The following is an 18,840-nucleotide window of genomic DNA, read 5'->3' as shown; positions in this document are numbered from 1 at the left end:
CTGGATTTAAGTAACCGATCGGGCCCGACGTTCAGGTGTGATGAGCGAGGCACCCTCGATCCGCTCCGGCGCGGCCGCCACCGACTCGACCGACGACCGGCTACCGAACGATGGGGTCCCCACAGACCGACCGCACGGTGATCGGCCGCGCGACGACCGGACGCCGGCGACGAACCCGAGTCGTTCGCGGACGACCCGGTCTCTCGTCTCCCCGCCGTCGGCGCTCGCGCACCGCCACACGGACGCCTGTCCCGAGTGCGACGGCCGCATCGAGACGACGAGCGGGGAACGCGTGTGTGCCGAGTGCGGGCTCGTCGTCGAGGCCGATCGGATCGACCACGGCCCGGAGTGGCGGTCGTTCGACGACGACGAGACGGACCCGAAACGAACGGGCGCGCCGCGAACACGCTCGCGTCACGACCGCGGCCTCTCGACGGAGATCGGCCGGTCGACCCACGTCGCCGGTCGCAAGCGCCGCCGACTGGCCCGTATGCGGACCCAACACAACCGCGCGCAGATCGCCACCAAGCGCGACCGAAATCGGGTGTACGCGTACACCGAGATCCGTCGACTCGTCGGCGCGTTAGAGCTGCCGACGGGTCTCCGGGAGACCGCCTGTTCGCTGTTCGACTCCGCACAGGACGCCCGGCTGCTCCGTGGTCGGTCCATCGAGGGGTTCGCGGCCGCGTGTGTGTACGTCGCCTGCCGAACCGTCGACGTCCCGCGAACGGTCACCGAGGTGTGTGCGGTCGCGAAGGCCACGGAGGCGGAACACCGCGCCGCCTTCGACGCGATGAACCGCGAACTCGGGCTCCCGATCGGGCCGACCGCCCCGGCCGAGTACCTGCCGCGGCTCGCGAGCGACCTCGGCTGTTCGGCCGAAACCGAGGCCCGTGCCCGCGACCTCGCCGACCGGGCCGTCTCCGAGGGCATCGCGAACGGTCGAAACCCGGTCGGCGTCGCGGCTGCCTGTGTGTACACGGCTGCCAGACAACGCGGGGACGACTGTACCCAGGCGGCCGTGGCTGCGGCCGCCGACGTCACACCGGTGACGGTCCGACGGACCTACCTCGACCTGACGCGTGGGGACGGCCCCTGAGCGCAGGACCTCTGGCACATCCCCGGACGACTCACGAGCCGAACGGACCGCTCGAGCCGGCTCTGGTCCGCTCGGGACCGCTCTGGACCCCACGGACGAAAACCGTTAAGCCGTGCTATCACGTACCGAATTTTATGAGCGCTGACCGGTCCGCCTTACGGCGGGCCCTGGAGCGCGGCGAGCGCGACGGCGGTGCGATCGAGTTCAAAGAGCGGCTCACCCGCGAGATCCACCTCGCAGACGGTCGGATGGAGTCGCTCGTCGCCCAACTCCGACACCGCGTTCTCTCTGGTGACGGCGAAGCAACGTACGTGGTGGGCGTCACCGACGACGGTGGGCTCGCCGGCATCGCCCCCGAGGCGTTCTCCGAGACGATGGACGTCCTCTCGTTGCTCGCCGAGGAGGCCGACGCCCACATCGCCGACGTGGAGACGTGGAGCGCCGGAGCGGACGGCGAGGGCGACGCGGCCGGACTCGTGGGACTCGCGACCGTCAGAGAGGGCGCGATGTTCGCGACGGACGACGACCACCTCGTGATCGGTACGGCCGGGCACGTCGACCACGGCAAATCGACGCTCGTCGGCAGCCTCGTCACCGGCCAGGCCGACGACGGCCAGGGCGGGACCCGCGGCTTCCTCGACGTCCAGCCACACGAGGTCGAACGCGGGCTCTCTGCCGACCTCTCGTACGCGGTGTACGGCTTCGCCGAGGACGCGGGCGACCCGGTCCGTATGGACAACCCACATCGCAAGTCCGACCGGGCCCGGATCGTCGAGGAGGCCGACCGACTGGTGTCGTTCGTCGACACCGTCGGCCACGAGCCGTGGCTCCGTACGACCATCCGTGGGCTCGTCGGCCAGAAGCTCGACTACGGGCTGCTCGTCGTGGCGGCCGACGACGGCCCGACCGCGACGACGCGCGAGCATCTCGGTATCCTCCTCGCGACCGAACTCCCGACCATCGTCGCGATAACCAAGACGGACGTCGTCACCGACGAGCGGCTCGCGGCCGTCGAACGCGAGGTGGAGTCGACGCTGCGAGACGTCGGCGAGACCCCGCTCCCGGTGGATCGATACGGCGTCGACACCGCCGTCGCAGAGGTGGGTGACGGCGTGGTACCCGTGCTCCGAACCAGCGCGGTCGAACGGACCGGCCTTGACACGCTCGACCGGCTCTTCGAGACGCTCCCCAAGCGCGCGACGCCCGAGCGGGAGGCGTTCCGGATGTACGTCGACCGGAGCTACAAGGTGACCGGCGTCGGCGCGGTCGCTTCCGGGACGGTGAACTCGGGCGTCGTCGAGGCGGGCGACGAACTCCTGTTGGGGCCGATGGCCGACGGCTCCTTCCGCGAGGTCGAGGTCCGGTCCATCGAGATGCACTACCACCGGGTCGACCGGGCGACGGCCGGCCGGATCGTCGGTATCGCGCTGAAGGGCGTCGACGAGGAAGACGTCGAACGCGGCATGGCGCTCGTCCCCCGGGACGCCGACCCGACGCCGGTCCGGTCGTTCGACGCCGAGGTGATGGTGCTCAACCACCCGACGCGGATCCAGCCCGGGTACGAGCCGGTGGTCCACTTAGAGACCCTCTCGGAGGCGGCCGTCTTCACCCCGGCGGAGGGGCGGCTCCTCCCGGGTGACACCGGCCGTACTCGCGTCCGATTCAAGTTCCGGCCGTACCTCGTCGAGGCGGGCCAGCGGTTCGTCTTCCGGGAGGGCTCGAGCAAGGGCGTCGGGACGGTCCGGGCCGTCGGGCCGACCGAGTGAGCGGACCCGTCGAGACGAGACCGGATCGTGGGCCGAACCGTCGCCGGAGCGCCCGAACAGTTCCAGAACCGCGTCGTTTGAGCCCGGTCAGTCGTCGGCCTCGGCCGTCGGCATCGCCGCCTCGACGGCACCGGCGAGCGCGGCGATCCCCTCGTCGATCGCTTCTGGGGTCGTGTGGCTGAACGAGACGCGGGCGTGTCCCGCTCCGCGGTCGTCGGGGTAAAAGAAGGTCCCCGGCAGGTAGGTCACGCCGCGGTCGATGGCGTCGTCGAGCATCGTCTCCGCGTCGACGCCGTCGGGGAACCCGACCCAGACGAAGAACCCCCCGTCGGGCTCACTCCACGTCGTTCCCGGCGGCATCCTCGCTTCGAGGCTCTCGAGGAGCTGGTCGCGGCGAGGCTCGTAGCCGGCACACAGCGCCTCGATCGCGCGGTCGAGGCGACCGTCTTCGGCGTACTTCGTGATCAGTCCACGGGTGAAGCTGGGCTCGCCGCCGGCGTTGATCCGGTCGAACTGCGCCGTGATCGCCTCGTCTGCGATCGTCCACCCCGTCCGGACGCCGGGCGCGATCGTCTTCGAGAACGTGTTGACTCGGATCACGCGCCCGCTCTCGTCGAGTGCCTTGATCGGTGCGGGTTCCGTGCCGTCGAACCGCAGCTGACCGTACGGGTCGTCTTCGAGGATCACGAAGTCGTACGTCTCGGCGAGTTCGAGCAGCCGGGCCCGTCGGTCCGCGGTGAGCGTCACCCCGGTCGGGTTGTGGAACGTGGGGATGGTGTACAGAAGCGTCGGGAGCGTCTCGCCGGCCGCGGCACGCGCCTCGAGCGCCGCGGCGACCGCCTCGACGTCGAGCCCGTCCTCGTCGACGTCGAACGCGGCGATCTCGACGTCGTAGTTGCGGAACAACCGCAGTGCACCCATGAACGTCGGTCCCTCGACGAACACCGCGTCCCCGGGGTCGAGGAACGTCTGACAGACGGTGTCGATCGCGTTCGTCGCCCCGTTCGTCAGGTGTATTTCGTCGGCCGTGCACGCGATGCCACGGTCGCGTGCTCGCGACGCGATCAACTCGGGCAGCGCGTCCGCGTACTCGCCGCCGCCGTACTGGAGCGCGCAGTCGCCTTCGGCCGCGACGAGCGCCTCGGCCGACTTGACGAGGGCGTCGTTCGGGAACGAGTCGGGGTACGGAAAGCCGAAGCTCAACGGTACGGCGTCGGCGCCCGCTATCGACCGCCACGCGCCGTACGTTCCCCCGTCCATCGTCGCGCGAACGGTCTCGCTGTACAGGTGTGTGAGACCGTCGGAGTCTGTGTCGGTCATTCGGTGTTTGTTGGTGAAAACGGCAACACGGACATAAATCTACTGGCGCTCTCGGCGGCGTTTGCCGAATAATACCGTCGTTCAGCGCCGATCTGCCGGGCGTTCGTGACGAATGCTGATCAAATCCGGACTCCGCCGTCGCGTGACGGCGGGGGCCGATCCGATACGTCGACTCCCGACCCGGCTCACCGCGCCGTCACTCGTGTCTTGTCGAGTCACGATATCAGCGGTCGGCCACGCGGCGCGCCCATCCGTGACCGACCGAAGACAACGTTTTTGTGTATTACCATCAAGCAACAGGTATGTCTCAGCAACGGCAGACAGGGCTCTCCAGACGACGACTCCTCGCCTCTGGCGCCGCGGGCACTTCGCTCCTCCTCGCCGGCTGCACGGGTGGTGGGGAGTCCGGCTCCACGGACGATGGCGGCTCGTCCGAAGACGGCGGTGCCGACCCGACGCTGTACTTCGCACAGGTGAAGGGGCCACTCGACATGGACCCCGTCGTGATCAACGACGTCCCCTCGGGGCAGATCGCCGGCCAGATCTTCGACGGCCTCTACGAGTACGGCACCGACGTGAGCATCCAGCCGAAGATCGCCGCCGACATGCCGACCGTAGAGCGCGAGGGTACCCGGTACATCGTCCCGCTTCGCGAGGGGGCGACCTTCCACAACGGCGATCCGGTCACTGCCGACGACGTCGTCCACACCATGACCGCTCCGGTCGACGAACAGACCGAGAACGCCTCCGAGGTCAACATGATCGACACCGCCGAGGCGGTCGACGAGACGACCGTTCAGTTCGATCTCAAGTACCCGTACGGCGCGTTCACCACGGCGATGGTGCGTAACGTGGTCAACGCGGACGTCCGGCGCGACGACCCAGAGGCGTACAACCAAGACCCGGTCGGTTCCGGCCCCTTCCAGCTCGTCGAGTGGGAGCCGGAGAACTACGCGACCGTTGAGCGGTGGGACGACTACTGGGACACCGACAGCCGTCCCGCGGTCGCGGGGATCGAGTTCGACCCGATCGAAGAACAGACCACTCGGGTCACCGAACTCGAGACGGGCAACGTCGACGTCATCGAAACGATCCCTCCACAGTTGTACGAGACGGTCGAGGGTAACCAGAACGCACAGATCACCGAGTCCCCAGGTGTCGGCTACTACTACCTGGCGTTCAACTGTGCCAACGGCCCGACGAGCGACCCGCGCGTCCGTGAGGCAGTCGACTACTGCTTCTCGATGGACCAGGCCATCGAGAACTTCGTCGAGCCCTCCGGCGTGCGCCAGTACAGCCCGTACCCGGCGTCGATCTCCGAAGAGTGGGAGTTCCCGGTCGACGAGTGGGCGAGCATCCCGCACGACCAGGACATCGAGACGGCACAGTCGCTGTTCGAGGAGGCGGGCGTTCCGACCGACTACGAGTGGCGGATCATCGTGCCCCCGGACGACATGCGCGAGCAGATCGGGATCACCATCGGCGACGGGCTCCAGAACGCCGGCTTCGAGAACGTCCAAGTTCAGCGGCTCGACTGGGGGACCTTCATCCAGACGTACCAGAGCGACGAGGGACCGAACAGCGAGGACGCGTACAACATGTACACGCTCGGCTGGTCTGGATCGCCCGATCCGGACGCGTTCGCGTACTACCTGCTCAGCCAGCAGACCAACGGAGTCACCAACGGGACCTTCCACGGGTACGACGAGGCCTCCGAGATGCTCACACAGGCGCGTGAGTCCGCCGACTACGAGACGCGCCGCGAGCGCTACATCGACGCGACGACCCGGCTGCTCGAAGCGCGCGTGCACCTCCCGGCGTACAACCTGAACAACTCCTACGGGGTCCGCAACGCCGTCGACGGCTTCAGTGCACATCCGATCGCGACCGAGGTTCAGGTGGCGACCGACCACACCACCGTCTCGGTCTCACGATAACTCGTCACGACCCGTGGGCCTCCTCCGATACACGCTCTGGCGGTTCGTACAGGCGATACCCGTCTTACTCGGGATCGTGACGATCACGTTCGTCCTCGCCAATCAGATCCCCGGCGACCCGGTCGAGATCATGCTCGGCCCGACGCCGGCACAAGAACAGGTCGAGGCGATCCGCGCCCGGTACGGACTCGACCGGCCGATACACGAGCGATACCTCACCTACCTCGCCGGGGTAGTCACGGGCGACCTCGGCCAGAGTATCTACTACGACCGGCCGGTGCTCGAGATGATCCTGTTGCGGCTGCCGGTGACGCTGCTGCTCATGTTGTCGGCGTTCGCGTTCGCGATCGTCACGGCAATCCCGCTCGGCGTGCTCTCGGCGAAGCGCCGGAACGAGCCTGCAGACCACGTCTCCCGGGTCGTCTCGTTGATCGGCGTCTCGACGCCGTCGTTCTGGATCGGGCTGGTGTTGATCATCGTCTTCGCGTTCTACCTGGGGTGGTTCCCGGCGCGGGGGCTCGTCCTCCCGTGGGCCGATCCCGCGGACGTCCGTGGCGCGGCGACGCGACTCGAGGTGCTCCGGCAGTCGGTCCACCACCTCGTCTTACCGATGGTCGCGCTCGGGACGCTCCAGATGGCACAGATCACGCGGATCGAGCGCTCGTCGATGGTCGACTCTCTCCAGGGCGAGTACGTGACGCTCGCGCGGGCGTACGGCGTCCCCGAGTCGACGATCGTCCGCAAGCACGCGTTCCAGGTCGCACAGCTCCCGGTGATCACCATCATCGGTCTCGGGCTCTCGACCGCGCTCGGCGGTGCGGTGCTCACGGAGACGGTCTTCGAGATCCAGGGGATGGGCCGACTGATCATCACGGCGATCAACAACCAAGACTACGAGCTGATCATGGGGACGACACTCGTGTTCGGGGTCGTCTACGTGGTCGGTGTCATCGTCACCGACGTCGCGTACAGCTACCTCGACCCACGGGTCACCTACGGTGACGACTGATGGCGATCGACAGCGCTCCCACGGACGACGACGCGCCGGTCGACGGCGACGCGAGCGGCGGCCCCGACGAGGTCGAGGCCCGCGTCGGCGCTCGGTACACGCTGAAGCAGGTTCGACAGGACACGACGGCACGGATCGGGGCCTACGTCGTCGGACTCATGACGTTCGTCGCGGTCTTCGCGGCGGTCGACTACTACCTCCTTGACTACGCGGTCGCGGAGGCGATCCTGTACAACCCCGAGACCGATCCAGAGACCGTTCGACGGCTGCTCCCGCCGGTCGGCATGGAGAACCAGTTCGGGCAGGGGGTGATCGAGCACCCGCTCGGCACCGACCACCGCGGGCGCGACCTGCTCGCCCGCACGATCTACGGCACGCGGATCGCGATGACGGTCGGGTTCCTCGCGACTGCCATCGGCCTCGGCGGGGGCACCGTCATCGGCGCGGTCTCCGGCTACTACGGCGGGTGGATCGACGACGTGCTCCAGCGCGTCACCGAGACCATCTACGCGATCCCGTTTCTCGTGCTGGTCATCGCGTTCATGACCGCGTTCGGGCGGGACCTCACGTTCGCGATGGTCGGGGTCGGCATCACCGCGATTCCGGTGTTCAACCGACTCATCCGGTCCCGGGTCGTCTCGATCCGCGAGGAGGACTACGTCGAGGCCGCCCGGGCCGCCGGGGTGAGAGACCGGAACATCATCCGTCGACACGTCATCCCGAACAGCTTCGCGCCGGTTCTCGTTCAGGCGACCCTGCAGGTCGGCGTGAGCATCCTCATCGTCGCCGGGCTCTCGTTCCTCGGCTTCGGCGCACAGCCGCCGACGCCGTCGTGGGGACAGATGCTGTCCGCGTCGCGAGGGTACATGCTCCCTGCGCCGACGTTCAGCATCTTCCCCGGTATCGCCATCCTGATCACCGTCATCGGGTTCAACATCCTCGGGGACGGGCTCCAAGACGCGCTCGACCCACGCATCAACAACTGACATGAGCGACCCCCTACTCAGCGTACGCGACCTCAAGACACAGTTCTTCACCGAAGACGGGACGGTCCGCGCCGTCGACGGCATCTCGTTCGACGTTCACGAGGGAGAGATCGTCGGGCTCGTCGGCGAGTCGGGCGCCGGCAAGTCGGTCGCGACCGCCAGCATCCTCCGCCTCGTCGACAGCCCCGGCGAGATCGTCGGCGGCGAGATCGTCTTCGACGGCGAGACGTTGTTCGGACTCGAAGAGGGGCCGAACGGCGAACTCCGCCCGCGCGAGGAGATGCTCTCGGAGTCGGCGATGCGCGAACGGATCCGCGGGCGCCGCATCGCGATCATCTTTCAGGACCCGATGGAGTCGTTGAACCCCGTGTTCACCGTCGGGGGCCAGCTCCGGGAGTTCATCGAGCTCAACCGCGACCTTGACGCCGACGCGGCGAGGGCCGAGGCGATCGACATGCTCAGAGAGGTCGGGATCCCGGCGCCGGCAGAGCGGTACGACGAGTATCCCCACCAGTTCTCGGGGGGGATGCGACAGCGCGTGCTGATCGCGATGGCGCTCGCCTGTGAGCCCGATCTCATCGTCGCCGACGAGCCGACCACCGCCCTCGACGTCACCGTCGAAGGCGAGATCTTAGAGCTGGTGACGGACCTCCAGGCGACGTACGACACCGCGTTCATCTGGGTCACCCACGACATGAGCGTCGTCGCGGAGATCTGCGACCGCGTCAACGTGATGTACCTCGGCGAGATCGTCGAGCAGGCCGCGGTCGACGACCTGTTTTATGACACGCGTCACCCGTACACGTCGGCGCTGCTCGACTCGATGCCCCGCCCGGACGAGACGGTCGAGGAACTCGACCCCATACGAGGGGTGATGCCGGAGGCGATCGACCCGCCGTCGGGCTGTCGGTTCCATCCCCGGTGTCCAGAGGCCAGAGCGGTGTGTCGTGAGGTCCACCCGGAGCCGCGAGACCTGCAGGACGCGGCGTCGACACACACGGCAGCGTGCGTGAAACACGACGGCTTCGACGTGGGGTACGACGAGAGCGTCCCGATCGACGCGGAGGCGACGGGTGGATTCTCTGCGGGGTTCACAGAGACCGGGGGTGACGCGGAGTGAGCGACGTCGGCCCGCCGGCGTCGAACCCGGACGCGTTGGTACAGGTTCGAAACCTCACGAAGCACTTCGACGCCGAGGGTGGGCTGTTGGGCGGCGTCGAGTTCACGGACGAGTTTCCGTACGTCTCTCGGTCGACCGCGAGCGTCCGCGCCGTCGACGGGGTGAGTTTCGACATCGTCGAGGGAGAGACGCTTGGACTCGTCGGGGAGTCCGGCTGCGGGAAGTCGACGCTCGCGCGCACCGTCCTCCGGCTGCTCGAACCGACGGACGGCAGCGTCTACTTTCAGGGCGACGACCTCGCGTCGCTGTCGGGTGAGCCGCTGCGACGAAAGCGCAAGGACATGCAGATGATCTTCCAAGACCCGCAGTCGTCACTCGACCCGCGGATGAAGGTCGGCCCGATCGTCGAGGAGCCGATGCGGGCCCACGGGATGCTCGACGAGGAGGGACGGGAGGCTCGCGCCAAGGAGCTGCTCGAAAAGGTCGGACTCGATCCCCAACACTACAACCGCTACCCACACGCGTTCTCCGGGGGGCAGCGCCAGCGTGTGAACCTCGCGCGGGCGCTGTCGGTGAACCCAGACTTCATCGTCTGTGACGAGCCCGTCTCGGCGCTCGACGTCTCCATCCAGGCACAGGTACTCAACACGATGGAGTCGCTCCAGGCGGAGTTCGACCTGACGTACCTGTTCATCGCACACGACCTGAGCGTCATCCGTCACATCTCCGACCGCGTGGCAGTGATGTACCTCGGGAACGTCGTGGAGCTGGCCGACAAAGAGGAGCTGTTCGAGCACCCGCAACACCCGTACACGAAGGCGCTGCTCGATGCGATTCCGGTTCCCGACCCACGAAGCGACGGGCGAACGGCGACGCTCTCCGGCGACGTGCCGTCACCGATCGACCCGCCGTCGGGCTGTCGGTTCCGGACGCGCTGTCCGAAGGTGATACAGCCGACGGCGTACGAGCTGCGCGAGGGCGCCTGGGAGAACCTCTTGCGGTTCAAACGGGCGGTCGAGCGCCGGGCGTTCGAAGAAACCGCCCCCGACGTGCTCCGCCAGCGGTACTTCGCGGACGCGGTACCGAGCGGTGCGGCCGGCACCGTGCTCAAGGAGGCGTTCGACCGACTCGAACGCGGCGCGTGGGACGACGCCGAGCGGCTCCTCGCCGAGCGGTTCACAGACGAGAGCGTCTGTGCGACGGCGACGCCCGCCTACGAGGTCGACCCGGCCCTCGGTGACGGCCGCCACTACGCGGCGTGTCACCTCCGTCGCGACGAGGCCATCGCGTCTGCCGTCGACGACGTCGTGGCCGGGGAGTCGGCGCGCTCCGACCCGACGGCACCCGACGCAGACGACTGAGCGGGTCGTTGCGCTACCGAATCCGGATCGTCGTGACGTCCTCGTGGCGCCCGTCGGGCTCTCGAACCCCCACGAACGCGGCGACCGTGTGTGTACCGGGCTCGGCCGGGACCGACCGGTCGAGTCCGTCTGCGCCGCCAGTCCGACGAAACCGGCCGTTCCACGTGGCCGTCACCCGTCTCGTCTCGCCCGCCCGGAGCGACAGGGTAGACCGCTCGGACCGCACGTGGCGCTGCTCGTCGGTGGCCTCGACGATGCCGTCGACGGCCCACCCCCACCTCCGGCGGGTCGCGGTGGGGACCTCGATCGGTACCGGCAGTCGGTTTCGGATCGAGACCGCGATCGTGACCGGCTCGTCGGGCGCGTACGTGTCGGCGTCCGTGCGCACACTTACCGCGACCGCGCGTCGCGCCACCGCGTGTGGCACCACGCGGCCGAGTGCGGCCGTGAGGTAGTTCGTCGTCTCGTCGAAGCCGGTTCGATCCGGCGGTGTCTCGTGGCGTCGGTCGACCATCGGCGTCCCGCCGCGTTACGACTCCGAGTCGGTCTCGATAGGCCGCGTCGACTCGGCGTCGGCGTCCACGTCGACCAGTTTCATCAGCGGGTAGCCGTCTTCCATCTCCATTCGCGTTCGGACGACGACCCCTTCGTGTTCGATTCGCATCTCGACGTCCATGAGCGACCCGGTGAGCTCGGTGTAGTCGGTCTCGTGGTCGATCGCGTCGGCGACGCGGTCGTCGTGAATCTCGACGCGCACGGACGCACAGAACGGTTGGTTCTCGATCGACGCTGCCATGGCCGTCTCGAGACTCCGGGTGCTCGTCGGACTCACGGGCGTCCCGGCGAACTGGTGGTACAGCGAGCCGAACTTGATCCCGGCCTCGAAACACGCCTGCTGGGCGTCGGTTGCCATACGCGTACGCGACGCCCTCGGGACAAGAAGCTTCGGAGCCGCCCTCACGCGGACGACGACTCGTCGACGACCGCCGACAGCGGGAGCGGCTCGATCCCGGTCGTCGCGAGGAACCGGTCGAGTCGGTCGAGTCGTCCGGTGAAGTCGCCGGGGTCGTGGGCGTCGGTCCCGACGACGAAGCGTACCCCGTGGTCCCGAAACGTCTCGACGAACGGGGACGCGGGGTGGAGGTCGTCGAACTCGCCACGGTCGCCGGTGCGCCCGGCGTTGATCTCGGGGACGGTTCCCGTCTCGGCGCAGGCGGCGGCGACTCGGCGTCGATGGGCGTCCGTCGTGCGACCGCGGAGCGCCGGGTGGTCTTCGATCAGGTCGACGTGACCGAGCACGTCGAACAGGTCGGACTCGGCGAGCGACACCACGGCGTCGTAGTACGCGTCGACGAACGCGTCGCGTGCCGCGTCGTCCTCGTCCGCGAACGACTCGAACGGGAAGGCGTGTCGCCCGTCGACGTAGTGGACGCTCCCGATCGCGTAGTCGAAGCCGGCCGCCTCGAGAAACGACTCGATGGCCGTGGCCGCCGCTGGCGCGTAGTCCATCTCGACCCCGTCGTACACGGTCAACTCGGGCGCCCGGTCGGCGGCGACGGCGAGCGCCTCTCGTCGTCGCTCGTACGTTCGGTCGAAGTTTCGGTTCCACAGCAGTCGCTCTTCGCGACGCGCCCCGTCGACGCCGCAGTGGTCGGTGAAGCCGATCGCGTCGAGTCCGGCGTCCGCGGCGGCGTCGACCATTCGTGGAAGGCCAGCGCCGTCGGAGTACGAGGTGTGTGCGTGTGCGTCCTCGGTCACGAGCGTGGTTGGGTGCGGACGGACATAGCTCCGGCGTCGCTCAGAAGGGTTTTACCGACCGACTGAGGAGCATCGCTGTCGATGAATCAGAACAGTCGGTCGATCGTCAGCTTCACCATGGTTTCTCACGCGATCGTCCACACGTACGAGCTCTCGATTCCGATCCTCGTCGTCATCTGGCTCTCGGAGTTCTCGATCACGACCGCGGCGATCGGGACGGTCGTGGCGGTCGGGTACGCGTTGTTCGGGGTCGGGGCGCTGCCGAGCGGCGTCCTCGCCGACCGGTACAGCACGAAGCGGCTGGTGCTCGTCGGGCTCGCCGGCATGGGGGCGTCGTTTCTGTTGTTGAGTCTCGCACCGGGGACCGCGACCATCGCGCTCGCGCTCGCGCTCTGGGGCGCGTTCGCGAGTATCCACCACCCGGCGTCGCTCTCGCTCATCTCGACGGGGGTCGACGAGAGCGGGACCGGGTTCGCGTACCACGGGATGGCCGGCAACCTCGGGATCGCCTTCGGCCCCTTCCTCACCGCCTCGCTGCTCGTCGCCTTCGACTGGCGGGTCGTCACGGCGTTGCTCGTCGTTCCCGCCGCCGTCGCGGTCGCGTACGCGCTCTCTGCGGAGTTCGACGAGATGGCCGCCGTCGACGTTGACGACACAGACGACGCCGGTGATACAGCCACTACCGCCGATGGCACCGACCGCGGCTTGCTGGGTTTCCTCGCCGACACCCGAGCGCTGTTCACCGTCGGCTTCACGCTCGTGCTCGCGGTCGTGGTGACGAACGGCCTCTTTTATCGCGGGACACTGACGTTCCTTCCGGACGTGCTCGGCGGCTTCGTCGCGGACGTACCGGGGCCGTTCGACCGCATCGCCCCCGACTCGGCGCTCGCCGCCGAGTTCGACCTCGCCTCGTACCTGTACGCCGGACTGTTGACGGTCGGGATCGCCGGGCAGTACACCGGCGGAAAACTCACCGACCGGATTCCGGTCGTCGCGGGGCTCGCGGCCGTCTTCACCGCGCTCGTCGCGCTGGCGGTCGCGTTCGTGCCGGTCGCGTCGCAGGGGCTCGTCCCGCTCGTCGCGATCAGCGCGGTGTTCGGCTTCGTGCTGTTTTCTATCCAGCCGCTGTATCAGGCTGCCATCGCCGCCTACAGCCCGCCGGACGGACGCGGGCTCTCGTACGGCTACACCTACCTCGCCAACTTCGGAGTCGGGGCGGCGGGGGCGGCGATCGCCGGCTACCTGCTCGGGATGACGACGGTGTCGCAGGCGTTCTTCCTCCTCGCGCTCGTCCCTGCGACCGGCGCGGTCCTCGCGGTCGTCCTGTACGCGGTCGTCGGCGAGGGGACCCGAAGCGGTTAGGCGGACCGGGCAGAATCGGTCCGCATGGATACGCTGTGTCTCACGGGCGGACGGGTGCTCCACCCCGACGGACGGGTGCGGAGGGGAGACGTCGTCGTTGACCGCGACGACGGCACGATACTGGCGGTCGGCGCGGACGAAGACGACAGCGGCGACGTCGCTGCCGCGGTCGACGACGCTACCGAGGCGCTCGACGCGACGAACGGGCTGGTGATCCCCGGGCTGGTCAACGCCCACACGCACGTCTCGATGACGCTGCTCCGCGGCTACGCCGACGACAAGCCGCTGGACGCGTGGCTCCGCGAGGACATTTGGCCGGTGGAGGCCGCGCTCACGGACGACGACATCGCCGTCGGCGCCGAACTGGGCGTCCTCGAGATGATCCGCTCGGGGACGACCGCCTTCGCGGACATGTACTTCGCGATGGACCGGGTCGCGGCCGTCGTCGAGCGAGCCGGCGTGCGCGCTCGACTCGGCCGCGGTGTCGTGACCGTCACCAAGTCGGACGCGGAGGCGGCCGCCGACGTCGACGAGAGCCTGTCGTTCGCGACGTCGTTCGACGGCGCGGCCGACGGCCGGATCCGGACGGCGTTCATGCCGCACTCGTTGACGACGGTCGACGAGTCACACCTCCGTGAGGGAATCGAACAGGCGACCGCCGCCGGTGTGCCGGTGCACCTCCACGCGAACGAGACGCGCGACGAGGTCGACCCGATCGTCGACGAGCACGGGGAGCGACCGCTGGCGTACGCCGACTCGGTCGGTGCGCTCGGCTCGGACGCCTTCGTGGCTCACTGCGTTCACGTCGACGACTCGGAGATCGGACTCCTCGCGGAGACGGACACGGCTGCTGTCCACTGTCCGGCCTCAAACATGAAACTCGCGAGCGGGATGGCGCCGGTCCAGCGTCTTCACGAGGCGGGCGTCACGGTCGCACTTGGGACCGACGGCGCGGCCTCAAACAACGACCTCGACCTGTTCGACGAGATGCGCGACGCCGCAATGGTCGGGAAGCTCGCGGCCGGGGACGCGAGCGCGGTGCCCGCCGAGGCGGTCGTCGAGATGGCCACCGCCGCGGGTGCGGACGCACTCGGCCTTCCAGGCGGTCGGATCGCGCCCGGCGCGGCCGCTGACTTGGCGGTCGTCGACCTGGGGGCAGCACACCTGACGCCGGTCCACGACCCGGTTTCACAGCTGGTGTACGCGGCTCGCGGCAGCGACGTTCGACACACGGTCTGTGACGGGCAGGTCCTCATGCGCGACCGAGAGGTCCTGACGCTCGACGCCGAGTCGATCCGTGAGCGCGCCGCGGTGGCCGCCCGCGATCTCGTCGATCGCGCCGCGGCGGGCGAGTAGCACCGACCGTATCGATCGCGTCGCGGCTGCTGCTCACCGATGACAGCGGGCTAGCCGGTGTTGTTCGTCGCGTGCGTTCCCGGTGTCGGCAGCGTTTAGTGGCCGGTGAGCGAACAATACGTATGAGCACACACGCGTATCCGCCGGTGACAGAACACCTGTCCGACCCGGAGACGGCCCGCGAGGAGGGCCGTCGCAAGATGGAGTGGGCGCTCCAGCACATGCCCATCCTGAACGCGCTCCGCGAGGCGTTCGTCGCCGAACAGCCGCTTGCGGGCGAGACGGTTGCGATGGCGATGCACGTCGAAGCGAAAACCGCGAACCTCGTCGAGCTGCTCGCCGACGGCGGCGCGACGGTAGCAATCACCGGCTGCAACCCGTTGTCGACACACGACGACGTCTCCGCGGCGCTCGACGCACACGACGACATCACCTCGTATGCGGTCCGCGGCGTCGACGAGGAGGCGTACTACGACGCGATGCACGCGGTCGTCGCTCACGAGCCGACGATCACCGTCGACGACGGGATGGACATGGTGAAACTCGTTCACGAGTCGTACCCCGAGCTGATCGATTCGGTGGTCGGCGGCGCCGAGGAGACGACGACGGGCGTTCACCGCCTGCGCGCGATGGACGCCGACGACGAGCTCCACTACCCAGTGTTCGCGGTGAACGACACGCCGATGAAGCGGCTCTTCGACAACGTCCACGGGACGGGTGAGTCCTCGCTCGCGACCATCGCGATGACGACGAACCTCTCGTTCGCCGGCAAGAACGTCGTCGTCGGCGGCTACGGCTACTGTGGAAAGGGCGTCGCGAAGAAGGCGGCCGGCCAGAACGCTCACGTCATCGTCTGTGAGGTCGACCCTCGAAAGGCGCTTGAGGCCCACATGGAAGGGTACGAGGTGCTTCCGATGGCCGAGGCCGCCGCGAAAGGCGACGTGTTCGTCACGACGACGGGTAACCGAGACGTGATCACCCGCGAGCACTTTGCGGTCATGCCCGACGGCGCCCTGCTCGCGAACGCCGGCCACTTCGACGTGGAGATCGACCTCGACGCGCTCTCCGATCTCGCGGTCGACCGTTTCGAGGCCCGCGACGGGGTCGAGGGGTACGAACTCGCCGACGGTCGCGTGCTCAACGTGCTCGCCGAGGGCCGGCTCGTCAACCTCGCTGCCCCGATCGCACTCGGCCACCCGGTCGAGGTGATGGACCAGAGCTTCGGCGTGCAGGCGGCCTGTGTGCGCGAGCTCGCCGAACACGGCGACGAGTACGACCCCGGCGTCCACGACGTTCCCGACGCGCTCGACCGCGAGGTCGCCGAGATCAAACTCGACGCCGAGGGAGTCGCTCACGACAGCCTCTCCATGACCCAGCGTGAGTACATGGACAGCTGGGAACACGGCACGTAACCGACCCCACCCTACTTCGCTCGGCCTTGCGGCCTCGCTCGTTGAGGGTAGCGTGGGACCGACGGTCCCACGGACCATGCGAACGGGCGCGTAGCGCCCGTGAGCAGATGGGGCTTTGATGTGGTTCTCGCCCTCGGTTGGCGCGACGGGGCGTCTTGTGCGCCTCGCCTACCGGACGCCCTTCGGGGTCGACAAACCCACCATTCAGGGCCGGGCTACTGCGGCCCGTACTGCGCGCCACGTGTGGACGCACAGCACTAACTAGCGGTAAAATATGGTGTAATATACTGGTTACGAAAGCTCATGTCGGCTTCCTCTCCGGCCTACTCGCGTCGCGCTTCCGACTGAGCGTCGGAACCCCTCGCTCTCTCCTCACGGGCCGCAGGCCCGTTCGGATGGTCAGCGGGACCTCCGGTCCCGCACGACTTGAGGCCGGAGGCTCCGCCTCGAAAACTGCTGACGTCGCTCTCGGCCGCGTCTCCGTCGCCGTCGGTGTTCCGAAGGGAAACCGACTTCTTCTCACCGGACAAGCGTGTGGTATGCACTCGTTCGAACCGCCCGCGGAGACGCTGGCGGACGTCGTCCTCGTCGACTACGGGCTCGGAAACCTCCGCTCGGCCGCTCGCGGGCTGGAGCGGGCGGGCGCAGCCGTCGAGATCACCGACGACCCCGAGGCGTTCGCGGCCGCAGACGGGGTCGTGCTCCCGGGCGTCGGTGCGTTCCGTGAGGGGATGGAGAACGCCGGCCCGCTCCGTGCGGCCCTCACCGACCACGCCGCGGCGGGGCGTCCGCTCTTCGGCATCTGTCTCGGCATGCAGATGTTGCTCACCTCGAGTGAGGAGGCCGACCACGAGGGCGAAGGCGAGGTGACGGGTCTCGATCTGATCCCAGGCACCAACGTCCGGTTCGACGTCGACCGGAAGGTCCCGCACATGGGCTGGAACGAGTTGGCTGTCGAGCGCGACCACCCCCTCGTCGCCGGCGTCGACGGCGACCACGCGTACTTCGTCCACTCGTACTACGCCGAGCCCGACGATCCGGCCGCGGTCGTCGCAACGGCGGACTACGGCGTCGACTTCCCGGCGGTCGTCGCCAACGACGCCGGTAACGTCTTCGGCACGCAGTTCCACCCGGAGAAGAGCGGCGAGACGGGACTCCGTATCCTCCGGAACTTCGTCGAGTACTGCGCCGATTGAGCTCCGTCCACGACTGACGTCGTGGGCGCTCTCCTCGTCTCTCTGTAGGCCGCCGGACGCCCCGCTCAGAGTCCGTCGTACGGCCCGGCTTTCGCTGCCGTCAGCCGGTCGACCTGTGCGGGTGAGAGGTCGATCGACGCGGCCGCGAGGTTCTCGTGAAGCTGTTCTACGGTCCGTGCGCCGACGATCGGGGCGGTGACGCCGTCGCGGTGACACAGCCACGCGAGCGCGACCTGTGCCGGCGTGGCGTCGACTGCGGCGGCGACGGCGTCTAGCTCCTCGTGCACGTCGAAGTTCTCCGGCGTGAGGTACGACTCCCGAAAGCGACGTGATGCCGCTACCTTCGAGTCGGCCGGTACGTCGGCGTCGCGGTCGTACTTGCCGGTCAGAAACCCCTGACCGAGTGGACTCCACGGACAGACGGCGAGCCCCTGCTGACGGGCGAACGCCAGGTAGTCGCCTTCTATCTCGCGGTCGACGAGGTTGTACCGCGGCTGGAGGACGGTGAACGGCTCCCACCCGTTCGCGCGGGCGATCTCGTTCGCCCGGGCGACCTTCCAGGCGTTCGGGCGATGCGTCGAGGCGCCGAGGTAGTGGACGCGGCCCGACTCGACGAGGCCGTCGAGCGTCTTCATCAGCTCGCGGGCGTCGGTCTGGTCGTCCCAGCGGTGGATGTAGAGGACGTCGACGTAGTCCGTGTCGAGTCGGTCGAGCAGCGCGTCGATCCGATCGCGGACGTTCTTGCGGTTCGTACCGCGACTGTTCGGGTCGCCGTCGCGGATCTGCCAATAGATCTTCGAGGCGATCGCGTATCGCTCGCGGTCCCGCTCGGCGAGCCAGTCGCCGATCCACCGCTCACAGCTGCCGCCGCCGTAGACGTCGGCGGTGTCGATGTACCGACCGCCGGCGTCGGCGTACGCGTCGAGCAGCGCGTGTGCGCGCGACTCGTCGATCTCGGTCTCTCCTGTCTCGTTCACCCGTCCGAACCGCCAGGTGCCGAACTGGAGCTCGCTCGTCTGGAGGCCGGTCCCCGTGAGCGGCGTGAACTCGAGGGTCCGCTGGGTCGGAGCGTTCGTCATCGATCGGTACTCATCGCCCGACGAGAAAAACCCGGAGGACCCGCGGGCACACGCCGGAGGACCCGGTCGGCTCGACACA

16 protein-coding genes are annotated in these 18,840 nt (G+C 68.3%); 11 read left to right on the top strand and 5 right to left on the bottom strand.

Going from position 1 to position 18,840, the window contains the following annotated elements; translation table 11 throughout:
- Window positions 1-40 precede the first annotated feature (40 nt).
- Both ACNTAO_RS10265 and ACNTAO_RS10260 read left to right on the top strand, forming a co-directional pair.
- Window positions 41-1,099 carry a transcription initiation factor IIB gene (locus tag ACNTAO_RS10265; RefSeq protein ID WP_435161913.1) on the top strand — a complete coding sequence of 353 codons (1,059 nt, stop codon included), beginning with the start codon at window positions 41-43 and terminating at the stop codon, window positions 1,097-1,099.
- 134 nt (window positions 1,100-1,233) lie between these two features.
- Window positions 1,234-2,865, top strand: a complete 1,632-nt coding sequence (locus ACNTAO_RS10260; RefSeq protein ID WP_435161912.1) for a GTPBP1 family GTP-binding protein — start codon at window positions 1,234-1,236, stop codon at window positions 2,863-2,865.
- 87 nt (window positions 2,866-2,952) lie between these two features.
- Here the strand turns inward: ACNTAO_RS10260 and ACNTAO_RS10255 are convergent, their stop codons facing one another.
- Window positions 2,953-4,185 (bottom strand): aminotransferase-like domain-containing protein, encoded by a 1,233-nt coding sequence (locus ACNTAO_RS10255; RefSeq protein WP_435161911.1) that lies wholly within the window; start codon window positions 4,183-4,185, stop codon window positions 2,953-2,955.
- A gap of 302 nt (window positions 4,186-4,487) precedes the next feature.
- Between ACNTAO_RS10255 and ACNTAO_RS10250 the strand changes: the two genes are divergently transcribed.
- The 5 genes from ACNTAO_RS10250 to ACNTAO_RS10230 are packed head-to-tail and all read left to right on the top strand — an operon-like array spanning window position 4,488 to window position 10,598.
- Window positions 4,488-6,122: an ABC transporter substrate-binding protein gene (locus ACNTAO_RS10250; RefSeq protein WP_435161910.1), complete on the top strand. Its 1,635-nt coding sequence runs from the start codon at window positions 4,488-4,490 to the stop codon at window positions 6,120-6,122.
- Between the two features lie 13 nt (window positions 6,123-6,135).
- Complete coding sequence (locus ACNTAO_RS10245; protein ID WP_435161909.1) at window positions 6,136-7,131, top strand: ABC transporter permease; 996 nt, start codon at window positions 6,136-6,138, stop codon at window positions 7,129-7,131.
- Complete coding sequence (locus ACNTAO_RS10240; RefSeq protein WP_435161908.1) at window positions 7,131-8,117, top strand: ABC transporter permease; 987 nt, start codon at window positions 7,131-7,133, stop codon at window positions 8,115-8,117. The genes ACNTAO_RS10245 and ACNTAO_RS10240 overlap by 1 nt, the downstream gene beginning before the upstream one ends.
- Before the next feature lies 1 nt (window position 8,118).
- Entirely contained in the window at window positions 8,119-9,237 is a 1,119-nt protein-coding gene (locus tag ACNTAO_RS10235) for an ABC transporter ATP-binding protein (protein WP_435161907.1), read from the top strand.
- Window positions 9,234-10,598 (top strand): ABC transporter ATP-binding protein, encoded by a 1,365-nt coding sequence (locus ACNTAO_RS10230; protein WP_435161906.1) that lies wholly within the window; start codon window positions 9,234-9,236, stop codon window positions 10,596-10,598. The genes ACNTAO_RS10235 and ACNTAO_RS10230 overlap by 4 nt, the downstream gene beginning before the upstream one ends.
- Before the next feature lie 13 nt (window positions 10,599-10,611).
- Here the strand turns inward: ACNTAO_RS10230 and ACNTAO_RS10225 are convergent, their stop codons facing one another.
- The 3 genes from ACNTAO_RS10225 to ACNTAO_RS10215 are packed head-to-tail and all read right to left on the bottom strand — an operon-like array spanning window position 10,612 to window position 12,356.
- Window positions 10,612-11,112, bottom strand: coding sequence for a DUF7974 family protein (locus ACNTAO_RS10225; RefSeq protein ID WP_435161905.1), 501 nt, complete (start codon window positions 11,110-11,112; stop codon window positions 10,612-10,614).
- A gap of 15 nt (window positions 11,113-11,127) precedes the next feature.
- On the bottom strand, window positions 11,128-11,511 hold the full coding sequence (locus ACNTAO_RS10220; RefSeq protein ID WP_435161904.1) for a dihydroneopterin aldolase family protein: 384 nt from the start codon (window positions 11,509-11,511) through the stop codon (window positions 11,128-11,130).
- A gap of 44 nt (window positions 11,512-11,555) precedes the next feature.
- Window positions 11,556-12,356 (bottom strand): PHP domain-containing protein, encoded by an 801-nt coding sequence (locus tag ACNTAO_RS10215; protein WP_435161903.1) that lies wholly within the window; start codon window positions 12,354-12,356, stop codon window positions 11,556-11,558.
- An 81-nt stretch (window positions 12,357-12,437) separates the two neighbouring features.
- Here ACNTAO_RS10215 and ACNTAO_RS10210 point away from each other — a divergent pair, with 81 nt between their 5' ends.
- The 4 genes from ACNTAO_RS10210 to hisH all read left to right on the top strand — a co-directional run bounded on the left by ACNTAO_RS10210 (window position 12,438) and on the right by hisH (window position 17,682).
- Entirely contained in the window at window positions 12,438-13,718 is a 1,281-nt protein-coding gene (locus ACNTAO_RS10210; RefSeq protein ID WP_435161902.1) for an MFS transporter, read from the top strand.
- Window positions 13,719-13,742: 24 nt separating this feature from the next.
- Window positions 13,743-15,074, top strand: a complete 1,332-nt coding sequence (locus ACNTAO_RS10205; protein WP_435161901.1) for an amidohydrolase — start codon at window positions 13,743-13,745, stop codon at window positions 15,072-15,074.
- 122 nt (window positions 15,075-15,196) lie between these two features.
- The gene (locus ACNTAO_RS10200; protein WP_435161900.1) at window positions 15,197-16,486 is read left to right on the top strand and encodes an adenosylhomocysteinase; all 1,290 of its coding nucleotides are present in this window, start codon (window positions 15,197-15,199) and stop codon (window positions 16,484-16,486) included.
- A 539-nt stretch (window positions 16,487-17,025) separates the two neighbouring features.
- On the top strand, window positions 17,026-17,682 hold the full coding sequence (hisH, locus tag ACNTAO_RS10195) for an imidazole glycerol phosphate synthase subunit HisH (protein WP_435161899.1): 657 nt from the start codon (window positions 17,026-17,028) through the stop codon (window positions 17,680-17,682).
- 65 nt (window positions 17,683-17,747) lie between these two features.
- Here hisH and ACNTAO_RS10190 read toward each other — a convergent pair whose 3' ends face one another.
- Entirely contained in the window at window positions 17,748-18,761 is a 1,014-nt protein-coding gene (locus tag ACNTAO_RS10190) for an aldo/keto reductase (protein WP_435161898.1), read from the bottom strand.
- Window positions 18,762-18,840 lie beyond the last annotated feature (79 nt).

The sequence above is a fragment of the Halorubrum zhoui genome, from assembly GCF_051194155.1.
Taxonomy (GTDB): domain Archaea; phylum Halobacteriota; class Halobacteria; order Halobacteriales; family Haloferacaceae; genus Halorubrum.
Note: the sequence above shows the minus strand (reverse complement) of the source record. Positions and strands in the feature narration are given on the sequence as shown.